Raw genomic sequence first — 11,999 nt, 5'->3', positions numbered from 1 at the left:
GGCGCAGGCCCGGTCATGCATCGTCACGTGTCCATTGCGCGCGCAGTATGTCTTCGCTGTCGCGATAGTTGAGCGCGAGATTGCCGTGATGCGCGTGCAGCAATGCTTCGCTCAGGCGCCGCACCATATGCATGCCCGTCGTACGGATGACGAGCGTATCGCGGGATTTCTCGATTTCCATGATGCGTTCGAGCGCATGTTCGCTCGTCTCCAGATCCGCCTGATGCTCGAGCAGTTCGAGGATCGCCGACCGGTGCGCGCGCAGGTAATCGCCGTGCAATACCAGTTCGCCCGCCGGTGCGTTTTCCCGCATGCGCTTGCAGGCCGGGCATTCGAGCTGCCGCCGGTCGAGCGGGGTCGCGTACCAGGTCCAGCGGCCCTCGTCGCAGACGGCGCCGCAGCCTTCGCAGATCCTGTCGCCCTTCGGCCGCTTCGGATCGCGATAACTGTCCTTCGTATGCGGCTGCATGCGCTTGTCGCGGCGCAGGTAGTTCCGACCGGGGCCGGAATTTGAACGGTTCATCGCTGTTTCTCCCTGTAGTGGGCAGTACAAGCAAGCCGGTCAGGCAACGGTGAGCCGGTCGACGACTTCGCGCACACCCCTCACCGCCCCTGCCGCGCCGCACGCGGCACGCTTTTCGGCCAGCGATGCGACCGTGCCCGTCAATGTGACGATGCCGTCGGCCGCGTCGATCGAAATCCCCGCGGATTCTCGCCGTGCGCGTCGCGCAAGCGCTTCGGCAACCCGGGCGCCGACGTCCGACACCGTATGGTCGGTACGCACCCGGATGCGGTTCGCCACGCCGACGACGCCGATCATCCGGCTCACCATCGCTTCCGCCGCACGGCTCTGGAACGCGTGATCCACTTCGCCATCGAGCGTCACGCAGCCGTGATCGACCTCGACGCGAATCTCGTGATCGCGTAACGCGTCCTGCCAGCCGAGCGCGAACGTGATCGCGATCGCCAGTTCCTGATCGGCGCAGGCGTTCTCCGGCGGGGCAACGTTCAGTTCGAGCACCAGCGCGCGAGCGTCCGCGACATGCAGTGCCGTTTTCTGCGCCTCGAGTTTCTGGGCCCAGCTGTCGACCGTGCCGCGCAATGTGACGATCCGGTCGCGGACGTCGACGTCGATCCGGCGCGCGTCGATCTCCGGATTCCAGAAAAGCGCCTGCTCGACATCCTGCTTGAGTGCTGCATCGGACTTCATCGCGGTCTCCCGTCGGCCCGTGTCGATCGCGAATCTTGCAATCGGATGCGTGCCGCACCGCATTCAGCATCGCGCATGGCGGCTCGGGCAGCTTGACGAGGATCAATCAACCGCGGGCTTGCCGCAGCGGTCGGCCGGCGGGCGACGCCTGAATGTGTCCGTTGATGCGGTTCGGTGCGCCACACGATCACGACACCGGATTCCACGAAAGCCGTGGCAACCGGAACGCTTCGCAAATTCCTCTTACGGTATCGGTGTTATCCAAGATGGAACACGGCATCGCCGCAGGTATTGAGCCAGGTCAACGGGTTCACCGCCGCGCCGCTGTAGGAAACGTCCTACAGCCCTTCCGCATCACCTACCTCATCTTCAATGCCGGCTGATTTCCCTGGCGCTGCGCGGCATCCATACTTCCCATCAAGAACAACAGACACACGTGCCTCCCGGCGCAAAGGCATCATCACCGTCGAGACCGGCGCATCGGTCTCCTGGCCCGTCCGGTGGGGTTCTCCCTTCACGAAGGCGGCAGACACCAAGGCCGCCAGCAATACAGCCAGCGCGATCCTGCCCGACAGCAATTCGCCGCTGCCCCACGAATTGGAGCCGATCATGGAGAGCCATGCCAATGTCTCGACGACCATGCCGTTGCGCCCGTTACGTCCGTTGCGCCCGTTCATCCCGCTGCGTCCCGTCGAGCCGGCGGACCAGCCGAAGCGCACCACGTCCCGATGTTCGACGTGCACGTTGCGTACCGTCTGCATGCCGCCCGATCTTTCGCCTGACGATTTCGCGCGTCTCGACGCAATGATCTGCACGACGCGTCACGTCAGGCGCGGCGAAACGCTGTTTCGCGCAGGCGATGTGTTCAACAGCATCTATGCGGTGAGAACCGGTTCGTTCAAGACCACCATGATGCATCGCGACGGCGACGAGCAGATCACCGGCTTCCAGATCGTCGGCGAATCGCTCGGGCTCGACGGCGTGCACACCGGCCACCACAACGGCGACGCGATCGCGCTCGAGGACAGCACCGTCTGCATCATCCCGTTCGGCCAGCTCGAGCAGATGTGCCGCGAAGTGCGGGCGATGCAACATCACGTGTACCAGATGATGAGCGGCGAAATCGTCCGCGAATCCACGCTGATGCTGCTGCTCGGCACGATGACCGCCGAGCAGCGCGTGGCCGCATTCCTGCTGAACCTTTCCACGCGCTTCAAGGCACGCGGCTACTCGGCCGCGGAATTCGTGCTGCGGATGACGCGCGACGAGATCGGAGAATATCTCGGGATGAAGCTCGAAACGGTCAGTCGCATGCTGTCGAAGTTCCAGCACAAGGGGCTCGTCGCGGCGCACGGCAAGCAGATTCGCATCGTCGATTCGGACGGCCTCGAGCAAATCTGACCTCGCTGCGGTTGCGTCGCACGCAGGCTCCCGTGGCTCGCCGACCTCCGTACACCGGAAACCCGACAGGCTCGCGCATGAGCGTTCCTGTTCAACCGACGAGCAAGGCTTTGTCGGACCCTGCCCGGATCGCCGACCATGTAAAGCGCTTTCGAGTCGGGTCGATCGGCTGGATCGGCTGGATCGGCTGGATCGGCTGGATCGGCTGGATCGGCTGCGTCGTGCCTGTGCCGCCGACGGCCGCACGACGGCACTCGAAGCATGCCGCTACCCGTCGAATGCGGCACATCTTGCGACGACGCAACCGCCGGAGACTCATTGGCCGTGCCCGCCCAGTTTCCGGATCACCTCGTCATACCCGATTTCCTCCGATTCGGCGTTGCATCCGTTGGCATGGGCAAAGGCGCCGGCCACGAGCGTTCCATTGACATGCGCAGCGTCATCGGAATTTTCGAAACCATCTTCCGAATCGAACGCGCGTAGCCGCAGCTGTTCATACTCATTTCGATTGCCGCAACCGAACGTCACGCGCCGGCATTGGCCGCCGTCGTTCCAGTCCACGTAATACATCGCATCGCGCCGCTTGATGCGATCACCGGGTTTCAGTGTGCGCTCGTAGACGCGCGCGGTGGAATCGCTCGCTTGTTCCTCGCGGCACGTCATGTCGAGCCGGTCGTAGAAGCCTTGCGCCTTCACGTGCGAGGTCAACTGCATGCGAACCTTCTTGTCGTGGCTGACGCCCTCGGTCATGCGCTGCACGGCCTCGTTCAGGATCCGTATTCCGAGCCCCTTTTCTCGCGCTGCCGGCGCCACGCACAGCACATGCAACTCGACTTGCTTGGCGATGTCGGTCGCCTTCTTCCGCGACTCGTCCGTCTTGAAGGTTTCGTAAGCGAATACGCCAACCGGCGTCGCCTTGTCATACGGCGTCGCGCCGTTCGCGCCAGTATCCTTGCAAAGGTATCTCGTCAGTTCGGGTTGATTCGGCCTCGATTTGACAAAGAGGTCGGCGCCTTCGCGCTGCTGCGTATGCGGGTCGTCGTGGAGCGGGTAATAGTTGCCATACAGCCAGTAATCGTCGGCGCGGGCCCAGTCCGGCCGGCACATCCTGTTGACGATCGTGTCGACGCCGCCGTTGCTTTCCAGACGATGCAGGTCTTTTCCCCATGTGCTGTTCAACTGTTTGCCCGTTTTCACGGTGACAGGCCGGCATTCGATTTCCGCCGATGCGTGCCGAGGCATGGCCGCGCTCGCCACCGTCACCGCCACCGCAATCAGCACGCCCTGCATCGATACGCACTTACCCCAGATTCGCGTCTTCATGATGTTGCCCTCCGTTGGTTGGTCTTTGCTCCATGCCGCACGCTCACAGGCACATCGCTTTTTTCGCGATCGCCCATCGGTGCATCCGGTCTTCGAGTCCATTGACACCGCCGTTGATGCGCCTCGTCAGCGACACGAAATCGCCCGAGTCGGCGATCAGGTTGCAACCGTGCCGTTCCCACCACCAGGCCGCCGAGCGCGCGGCCAGCGGTTCCCGTTCGAGGAGTTCGGGCTGGCGCTCGAGATCGGCACCGAGTGCGTTGCCGCATTCGCGGTAATTCGCGCGCCCGGTGATCTGGATGAGCCCGCGTCCGAGGAAGCGCCTGCCATCGCCCGCCTGGACGTTGCCGAGTTCGGCGGCCTTGCGCGACGGCGGCTCATAGGCGCGCTGTGCAGTTGTCGGCCCCCACAGCTCGCGCGTGAGCGTGAAGCCGAGCGTCTCGTGGCCGGTCTGCGCGACGAAGGCCGCGATACGCCCGGGGGTCGAGATGCCGAACTCGGCCATCGCGGCGGCAAGTGCCGGATACCAGCGTTGCGCGAGCACGGCGGATACGGCGGCGGCGGACTGGAATTCATCGGGTGTCATCGCGTTCCCCTTGCGAGGCATGGGCGAGCGAGGCCGCGCCGGACGCGCTCGGCGGTGAGGAAACGGTCGAAGCAGTCAACGCGGCAGCGTCGTCCACCTCCGAACGCGTCGGGCTGCGCGGCGAAGGCGGAACGTTGCGATGCGCAGCCGGCCCGGTTCGTTGTGATTGCGCATCGATCGCGGCGACGATCGCGCGCAGCGACTCCGGCTTGACGCTGACTTCACCTGCGAACGGACGGTCGACGGCAAGCACGAAGAAGAACGCGAGTCCGAGCGTGAGCGCCCAGCTCGCGACGAGCGCGATGTTGAAGCGCGTGCCCGGAAGGATGTAAAGGAGCAGAAACGACACGACACTCGCGAGCAGCACCACGCCCCACAGCGTGGCCGGCATCGCGACGTCGAGCGTCAGCAGGCGCTGTTCGCGATGCTTGGCCATCTCGTTGACGCGTGCGAGCACCTCGCCGAGCAGCACGCGTTGCCGCTCGCTGCGCGGCTCGATCCGGTTGGCCATGTCGAACAGGCGATCGAAGCGGGCCGCCGCCTGCGCATCCGCACTCGCGTGCTGCTGCATCGTCGGCCACTCGTAACGCACGACACCGTCGAGATAGGCGCGCAGCGCGCCCGAGGCGGCGTCGGCGACCGGATCGCCGAACGCGGCGAGATCGCGCGACAGCTCGCCGGCCGCGGTCGCTTCCGCATCCACGGTGCGCTCCGCGCTGTTGTACGCGTCCCACACGCTGATCGCCGAAAACGCGACGAGCAGCGAGTTGATCGTCGTGATGACCGACACCATCGTGATCGCCATCGCTCGCTGCTCGGGATGCACGTCGACCGGCGCGATGCGGCGGAACAGCGCGTAGCCGGCCAGTGCGGCCGCGACGGTCGCGGTCACGATGAAGAGCCCCATCAGCCATGACGGCCAGTTGTAAAGAAAGAGCATGGTCATTCCCCGATTGCATTTGCGCCGTCGTGACGGCCCGTGCGCGGCGCGTCTGCCGACAGCATTGCGCGTGTGAATTCGGCAAGCCGCTGCTTGACCGCATCGGCCGGCATCCCCGTTTCGAGCGATTGCTGAAGCCGCAGCAGATCCGCCGCGAGTTCGCTTTGCCATTGCACGCGCTCGGTTGCCGCATGGGCGCGATGCGCTTCGAAGGTCGCTTGCGCGGCGGCCGCGGTGTCGCCGCGCACGAGCGTCTCGAGCGTTTCGACGAGCCGGTGCAGCAGCCGATGCACGGCGGTCGCCGAGAAACCGCCGAGCATCGCAAGCGCCGGCTTGCCGAAGCTGCGCGTGCTTGCGCCGTCGTACAGGTGCGGCGGCAGCAGCTCGACGAGAATCAGGCCCGCGATCACGCCGAGAATCAGCCGCGCGCCGTACGACGCGTCGTACTTCGGGTCGTATGTCGAATTCGCGACGTAGCGATGAGCCTGGAACAGCGTTGCGAATGACGCGCCGAGCCCGGCGCAGAACATCAGGAACAGCGCATTCCACAGCAGCCGGGTGCCGTGCGAATCGAGAAACCCCTGATCGATGTTCGCGACCGACACTTCCGGCGACAGCGACGTTGCAATCACCGCGACCAGAAACGTCGCGGCGGAGAGCGTCAGCGCGCGGATCAGCGGTACCGGGCCGAGCCACGCGAAGCGCGAGCGGACGCGCAGTTCGCCGTCGAGCAGCGTGACCGCCTGCGGCGTCGCGGGCGCGATCGCGACCGCGAGCCGACGATGAATCGCGGCAAGCGCATACGATGCGCCGTGCACGGACGACGCATCGTCCGCCGCGGATTCGGCCGCGGCGCGCGACGCCGCGACCATCAGCATCGACAACTGCGCGATCAGATCGGGCGCCACCGCGATTCCGTGCTGCAATGCGTAGCGCGCCATCGCATTGCATTCGATTTGCAGCTGCCCGATCAGATCGCGCCTCGATGCGGCCGTGTTCGTACCGTCCGCTTCGGGCGGTGCGTCCGCCGTTGTCCGGGACCATGAACGATGCGTGCGCATGACGGTTCTCCACGATGTCGGCGGGCAGCGCGCGCTACAGCCGCACTTCGTCGCCGCAATTGCCGCCCGGCGCCAGGACCAGCATGCCGCCCTTGTCGCGATATACGAATACGTCGGACCAGTCGCGCAGCCGGTAGCGCACTTCCGCGAGCCGTCCGTCGGGCGAGCACAGGAACTGGACCGCCTTGTCCGCGCCGAGGAAGAAATCGTGCAGTTGCGCGTTCTTCAGCTCGTCGAGCCGCACCACCTTGTTGTCGTGCTCGTTCAGGTAGCGGCCGAGGTTCGTGAGGCCCACTGCACGCGCCATCGCGGCAAGCTCGGCGGCGTAGCCGGCGGGCGCGTAGCCCGTGCAGCTCCCGTACCGGTTCCAGTGCTGCTGGAATGCATCGGCGCTCGCAAGCGCGATATACGGCGCGGCATCGTCGGGCAGCGTGTCGGCCGGAACAGCCGCCGTGCCGCAATCGCGCCGAGGCGTATACAGGCCGATCGCCGTGATCCGGATCGGTGTGCCGTCGGCGTCCTGGCGCGCGGACGGCGGCTGGCCGGTCGTGCATGTCTGCGCGCCGTCGCCGCCGACGCACGAGCCGAGCTTCCAGGACAGCGACAGCGTCCAGTCCTGCGCGTGTGCGCCGGCGCAGGTCAGAATCAGGCTGGCGGCGCAGGCCGCCCGGGTGATGCGCAACAGGGTCGACATGTCGAATTTCTCCTTGTGTGTGGCGACGTGCGCCGGCCGACGGAATCGGCCGGCGATTGGCGATCGGCGATCGGCCGGCGCGGCTCGCGCGCGGTCAGCGGGCCGCCTGCTGCAACAGCTGGCGAAGGTTCTGGATGCGTGGCAGGCCGGCGCCGAAGCGATTCGCGACGTCGTATTGCACGATCGGCGTGCAGATCATCCGGATCAGCTGAAACAGCGCGGCGACGCGCTCCGGCCGGCGCGGCCCGAGATGGCTGGCGATCTGCGGATCGCTCAACAGCAGCGCCGCGAGCCCCGTGATGTGCGGCGCCGCCATCGACGTGCCGGATTCGGCATTGAACGCCGACCCGGGCACGGTCGATACGACGCCGACGCCCGGCCCGCACACGCCGATTTGCGGACCGTGGCACGAGAACGTCGGCGCGAAGAGGCCGTCGGGCGTCGCAGCCTGCGCGACGATCTGCGTTTGCTCCCACGTGTTGCCGGGCAGCTCGCGCTGCAGCCCCAGCGCCGATACCGCAAGCACGTACGGCGACGAGGCCGGGTACTGCACCGGGCCGCCCGAATTGCCGGCCGCGACGATGCATGCGACGCCGGATTGCACGGCCTCCATCAGCTTCTGCTCGACGGCGAGCGACGCCTGCGGCGCGCCAAGGCTCAGGTTCACGACGTCGATGTCGTGGTCGATGCAATAGTCGAGCGCCTGGATCAGCGTACTGAACTGGCCGCCGGGAAAGATCTTCAGCACATGGATCTCTGCGTCGGGCACGAAACCGCGCATCGCCATCTGCGCGTCGGCAGCCTGCGGACTGATTCGCGCGGCGATCACGCCCGCGCAATGCGATCCGTGGCCGATCACGTCGTCCTTCCAGGTATCCGGGTTCTGGTCGTTGGTCAGGTCGGCACCGCGCAGGATATGGTTCAACAGCGGATGCGACGCGTCCGCCCCCGAATCCACGATCGCGACGCGAACGCCGCGCCCCGTCGCCGTGGCGGGAAGCTCGTCGAGGCCCATCAGGCGCTGCCCCCACCCGAGCGGCGCACGCGGCGGCACGTTCGGGTTCGGCTGGGACAACGGCGTGAGCCGCACCACGTTCGCCTGATCGCTCGACAGCAGCGGCGCCGGCAAATAGACATTCCAGTACGTGTGGGGCGGTCGCACCGCCAGCGACTGGAGCGGCCCGGGCGCCATCTGCGCGACGGTCAGCGTCGTTTCGCCTCGCGCGTCGGTGGTGCCGCTCACCGGGAAGCCGTCGCCCGCGAGCGTCACCGGCACGCCGGGCTCGGGCTGGTCGTTCGCTCCCAGCACGCGGATCGTCACCGGGCGCAAGATCATCGACGCGATGGCCGCCTGCGGACGAAGCTCGGCGCCGGACTCCTGTTGCGGCTTTTTCCCATAGCCGAGCGGATGATCCTCCTCGACGATCATTCCCGGCGGCGCCGTCGCCTGCAGCACTTGCGCGTTCGCGGGATCCATCTTGACGACATACGTGTCGGTCGCTTCGTCCGGCCTCGCCGACATCATCTGCGCGTTCTTGTGGCTGTTGATCACGCGCACGACCTCGACGCCGGGGAGCCGGCCGACCGCGTTGTCGAGGTCGTGAGCCGACATCGGCGTCACGGCCGCCTGACGTGCGAGCACGCCGCGCCGAGGCGCGATCAGATACTGGCGCTTGCCGCTCGTCACGTGGACCGCTTCGCCGGCCGAATCGGGCGGCGTGACGTCCGATTCGGTAGCCGCGTTGTCCGTCGGCATGACTGCCGCCTTCGCGGCGGCGGGCTTCTTGTCCTTGTCCATCGCAATCTCCTTCGCGGCGCGGCAATCGCGACGCGTCGCGGGGTTAGTCGGTCAAAAGTAACGGGCGCGCATCCCGACGCGATCGGATCGTTGCGCGACGGGCGTCCGTCGGGTGCGCCACCGCGCGGTCACGCACGGTGGCGCAGGTCTTCAGTAGCAGCGGTCAGTGGAATGCCGGCTGGGCAGGCATGACGGAGAACGGCAGAAAGCCGCCGAGTTGTCCGGCGACGGAGCCGACGGTGGGTGCGACCGACTTCAGGATGTCGCCGAACACGCCTTGTGGCGCAAACGCTGCTTGCGGCTGAACGGCAAACGGCAGCAGGCTGCCAAGTTGGCCGAGCAGTTCGCCGATCATCGGCGCGGCGGTACCGACGATGGCCCCGCCCACGCCCTGCGGCGCGAACGCTGCCTGGGGCTGCACCGCGAACGGCAGCAGGCCGCCGAGCTGTCCGGCAACGGTGCCGACGGTCGGCGCGACCGACTTCAGGATGTCGCCGAACACGCCTTGCGGTGCGAACGCTGCCTGCGGCTGCACGGCAAACGGCAGCAGGCCGCCGAGTCGGCCGAGCAGTTCGCCGATCATCGGCGCGGCGGTACCGACGATGGCCCCGCCCACGCCCTGCGGTGCGAACGCTGCCTGCGGCTGCACCGAGAACGGCAGCAGACCGCCGAGCTGACCGGCAACGGTGCCGACGGTCGGCGCGACCGACTTCAGGATGTCGCCGAACACCCCTTGCGGCGCGAACGCAGCCTGCGGCTGCGCGGCAAACGGCAGCAGGCTGCCAAGTTGGCCGAGCAGTTCGCCGATCATCGGCGCGGCGGTACCGACGATGGCCCCGCCCACCCCTTGCGGCGCGAACGCAGCCTGCGGCTGCACCGAGAACGGCAGCAGACCGCCGAGCTGACCGGCAACGGAGCCGACGGTCGGCGCGACCGACTTCAGGATGTCGCCGAACACGCCTTGCGGTGCGAACGCAGCCTGCGGCTGCACGGCAAACGGCAGCAGGCCGCCGAGTCGGCCGAGCAGTTCGCCGATCATCGGCGCGGCGGTACCGACGATGGCCCCGCCCACGCCCTGCGGCGCGAACGCTGCCTGCGGCTGCACCGAGAACGGCAGCAGACCGCCGAGCTGTCCGGCAACGGAGCCGACGGTCGGCGCGACCGACTTGAGGATGTCGCCGAACACGCCTTGCGGTGCGAACGCTGCCTGCGGCTGCACGGCAAACGGCAGCAGGCCGCCGAGTCGGCCGAGCAGCTCGCCGAGCACCGGCGCCGCGGTGCCGACGATGGCGCCACCCACGCCCTGCGGCGCGAACGCACCTTGCGCCACGGTCGACGCGTAAGCCGGAATGTGTCCCGTGACCGTGTGCGGTACCCCCGGCAATGCATGGTGTACATGAGTCATTTTCAAGTCCTTGATCGAGAGGAAAGAGACGGCGCACAAGCCGCAGGCGGTGCGTCGTGCGCGCCGTTCACATGCCGGCCGGCGATGCTTCCATCGACTCAGGACGCGTGCGTCGAAGCAAACATCGGAGGAATCGGCAGGTCAATTCTGCGAGTCGGGTCCTGCCGGCTCCATTCGGCAAATGCGGTATGCGTCGTTGTCATTGCGAGCAGGACGGCGGAACGGAAAATGGTTCGGTGAGCCAGCCGGAAAGCACGGCCGTATGGAGCAGCGCGCAGATATTGGTGGAGACCGTCTTCCCGAGAAGATGCGAGCGATGCTTGCGGGCGGTCTGGTCACTGATGCCCAGTGCACGGGCGACCTGCTTGTCGCTCATGCCGGCCGCGAGCAGTTTCAGGACCTCGCGTTCGCGCGGCGAGAACGGGTCGGCACGACGCGGGGCGCCGTTTTTTTGAGCACGTCAGGAAAGAGAATGAAATAGCGAATGGTCAGCTGCGCGGATTTCCGGACGCCGAATTTGTTGAGCAGATTTTCACGATGCTTGCGCGCGGTTGATACGGAAAAGACCAGTTCGGCCGCGATTTCACGGTCGGTCAGGCCTTTCGCGACCAGGCCCAACACGACTGTCTCGCGTGTAGTGAGTTTCAAGATGGATTCCCCGTTGACCCTTGAAAGGGCATCCCCTTTTCGTCACGGGAGCGGTGATCTCCTTTGAATTTTCATGACAACCTCACCGGCGACCGGACTCCTCCCCTTACGCACGCGACATGCAAAGGTGGATGCGCTCGAGACTGCAGTGATATTTCCGGCCGCCCCTTTATGAAACGAATTTGCCGCGAGTATTCATGTCTGCTCGGCGGTCAAGGCAACACTGCTCGGATTATTTGAATTCGGGCGATCGGAACGATGCATCATACGCCCGCCATTCGGCTTTGCATGATGATTGATATTACTGATTGAATTGACTCAATCGGCGTGCATTAAATTATGAATTCACAGGTGAATTCTTATTTTTGTTTATAATTCACGCAATTCAACACAAATGAGAAATTCTCGGTTATTTAATTACAAACCGACGAAATCGAATTAGACGAATGAAAGCTACCGGGTCGAGGATTTGCGCTGGGCGTCTTCGTCCTTCCGAGTCGATCTTTTTTCGTTCGCAGATGCCCGCGCCCGCCAAAGGGGCGCTCGGACGGCCCTGTCTTGGCTTCGTCGAGTAACGCGGAGAGCGTGAGAATGTGAGTCGGTGTCTGCGAGCCACCCGGAAGCGGGCGCACCCGCGATCAACTTCCCGGCAGAGGTGAAATCATGCGGTCGGCTTGCGATTGCATGCAACGTCGACGCTGCATGGCAGCGTCTCCAGGCAAACCGGGCTGTTGCGCGCCTCGCCTGAGATGTGCAACAGGCGACCACCCGAGAAACTCGCTATTCCGCGGGCGGCTCACCTGCACTACGCGTAGAAATATAAGAGACGGTTTCAAAAAGGCTGTTTGGGGCTGTTAACTTGTGCGGCGAGCTGTTAACCTCAGGCATCGGAACAACCGAGGCCGAGGAGATGGGCAAGCCGATCATCGACGA

The 11,999-nt window shown here is 65.6% G+C and carries 13 protein-coding genes; 1 reads left to right on the top strand and 12 read right to left on the bottom strand.

The genetic code is table 11. The features are described 5' to 3' along the window. Window positions 1-13 precede the first annotated feature (13 nt). From ACNQQL_RS33675 to ACNQQL_RS33665, 3 genes are all read right to left on the bottom strand, one after another. A complete protein-coding gene (locus tag ACNQQL_RS33675) occupies window positions 14-523 on the bottom strand; it encodes a BCAM0308 family protein (protein ID WP_347068717.1) in 510 nt (169 codons plus the stop codon). Window positions 524-562: 39 nt separating this feature from the next. Then, entirely contained in the window at window positions 563-1,210 is a 648-nt protein-coding gene (locus ACNQQL_RS33670; protein WP_347068715.1) for a BON domain-containing protein, read from the bottom strand. 338 nt (window positions 1,211-1,548) lie between these two features. Beyond that, entirely contained in the window at window positions 1,549-1,971 is a 423-nt protein-coding gene (locus ACNQQL_RS33665) for a hypothetical protein (RefSeq protein WP_347068746.1), read from the bottom strand. Between ACNQQL_RS33665 and fnr the strand changes: the two genes are divergently transcribed. Next, window positions 1,856-2,611, top strand: coding sequence for a fumarate/nitrate reduction transcriptional regulator Fnr (gene fnr / locus ACNQQL_RS33660; RefSeq protein WP_347068742.1), 756 nt, complete (start codon window positions 1,856-1,858; stop codon window positions 2,609-2,611). The genes ACNQQL_RS33665 and fnr overlap by 116 nt on opposite strands. A 315-nt stretch (window positions 2,612-2,926) precedes the next feature. On the opposite strand, the gene ACNQQL_RS33655 is transcribed toward fnr, so the two are convergent. The 9 genes from ACNQQL_RS33655 to ACNQQL_RS33615 form a co-directional block, all read right to left on the bottom strand. After that, entirely contained in the window at window positions 2,927-3,934 is a 1,008-nt protein-coding gene (locus ACNQQL_RS33655) for a GNAT family N-acetyltransferase (RefSeq protein WP_347068713.1), read from the bottom strand. Between the two features lie 43 nt (window positions 3,935-3,977). Continuing rightward, entirely contained in the window at window positions 3,978-4,478 is a 501-nt protein-coding gene (locus tag ACNQQL_RS33650; RefSeq protein WP_347068711.1) for a glycoside hydrolase family 19 protein, read from the bottom strand. 28 nt (window positions 4,479-4,506) lie between these two features. Continuing rightward, on the bottom strand, window positions 4,507-5,466 hold the full coding sequence (locus ACNQQL_RS33645) for a hypothetical protein (RefSeq protein WP_347068709.1): 960 nt from the start codon (window positions 5,464-5,466) through the stop codon (window positions 4,507-4,509). Beyond that, on the bottom strand, window positions 5,463-6,521 hold the full coding sequence (locus ACNQQL_RS33640) for a hypothetical protein (RefSeq protein WP_239483286.1): 1,059 nt from the start codon (window positions 6,519-6,521) through the stop codon (window positions 5,463-5,465). Before ACNQQL_RS33640 ends, ACNQQL_RS33645 begins: the two co-directional genes overlap by 4 nt. A 34-nt stretch (window positions 6,522-6,555) precedes the next feature. After that, a complete protein-coding gene (locus ACNQQL_RS33635) occupies window positions 6,556-7,215 on the bottom strand; it encodes a hypothetical protein (RefSeq protein ID WP_347068706.1) in 660 nt (219 codons plus the stop codon). Window positions 7,216-7,309: 94 nt separating this feature from the next. Further along, window positions 7,310-9,013 (bottom strand): S8 family serine peptidase, encoded by a 1,704-nt coding sequence (locus ACNQQL_RS33630; RefSeq protein ID WP_347068704.1) that lies wholly within the window; start codon window positions 9,011-9,013, stop codon window positions 7,310-7,312. Between the two features lie 163 nt (window positions 9,014-9,176). Next, window positions 9,177-10,418 (bottom strand): hypothetical protein, encoded by a 1,242-nt coding sequence (locus ACNQQL_RS33625; RefSeq protein WP_347068702.1) that lies wholly within the window; start codon window positions 10,416-10,418, stop codon window positions 9,177-9,179. Between the two features lie 199 nt (window positions 10,419-10,617). After that, the gene (locus tag ACNQQL_RS33620) at window positions 10,618-10,794 is read right to left on the bottom strand and encodes a hypothetical protein (RefSeq protein ID WP_347068700.1); all 177 of its coding nucleotides are present in this window, start codon (window positions 10,792-10,794) and stop codon (window positions 10,618-10,620) included. A 17-nt stretch (window positions 10,795-10,811) separates the two neighbouring features. Continuing rightward, on the bottom strand, window positions 10,812-11,066 hold the full coding sequence (locus tag ACNQQL_RS33615; protein WP_175963571.1) for a response regulator transcription factor: 255 nt from the start codon (window positions 11,064-11,066) through the stop codon (window positions 10,812-10,814). Between the last annotated feature and the right edge of the window lie 933 nt (window positions 11,067-11,999).

This window comes from Burkholderia sp. LFS061 (assembly GCF_047978125.1).
Lineage (GTDB): Bacteria > Pseudomonadota > Gammaproteobacteria > Burkholderiales > Burkholderiaceae > Burkholderia > Burkholderia pyrrocinia_C.
Note: the sequence above shows the minus strand (reverse complement) of the source record. Positions and strands in the feature narration are given on the sequence as shown.

Bases quoted from the DNA above. Each gene is read 5' to 3' on its own strand.
- ACNQQL_RS33620 (WP_347068700.1), bottom strand. From the start codon at position 10,794: ATGAGCGACAAGCAGGTCGCCCGTGCACTGGGCATCAGTGACCAGACC.
- ACNQQL_RS33640 (WP_239483286.1), bottom strand. From the start codon at position 6,521: ATGCGCACGCATCGTTCATGGTCCCGGACAACGGCGGACGCACCGCCC.
- ACNQQL_RS33630 (WP_347068704.1), bottom strand. From the start codon at position 9,013: ATGGACAAGGACAAGAAGCCCGCCGCCGCGAAGGCGGCAGTCATGCCG.
- ACNQQL_RS33670 (WP_347068715.1), bottom strand. From the start codon at position 1,210: ATGAAGTCCGATGCAGCACTCAAGCAGGATGTCGAGCAGGCGCTTTTC.
- ACNQQL_RS33635 (WP_347068706.1), bottom strand. From the start codon at position 7,215: ATGTCGACCCTGTTGCGCATCACCCGGGCGGCCTGCGCCGCCAGCCTG.
- ACNQQL_RS33665 (WP_347068746.1), bottom strand. From the start codon at position 1,971: ATGCAGACGGTACGCAACGTGCACGTCGAACATCGGGACGTGGTGCGC.
- ACNQQL_RS33645 (WP_347068709.1), bottom strand. From the start codon at position 5,466: ATGACCATGCTCTTTCTTTACAACTGGCCGTCATGGCTGATGGGGCTC.
- ACNQQL_RS33625 (WP_347068702.1), bottom strand. From the start codon at position 10,418: ATGACTCATGTACACCATGCATTGCCGGGGGTACCGCACACGGTCACG.
- ACNQQL_RS33675 (WP_347068717.1), bottom strand. From the start codon at position 523: ATGAACCGTTCAAATTCCGGCCCCGGTCGGAACTACCTGCGCCGCGAC.
- ACNQQL_RS33655 (WP_347068713.1), bottom strand. From the start codon at position 3,934: ATGAAGACGCGAATCTGGGGTAAGTGCGTATCGATGCAGGGCGTGCTG.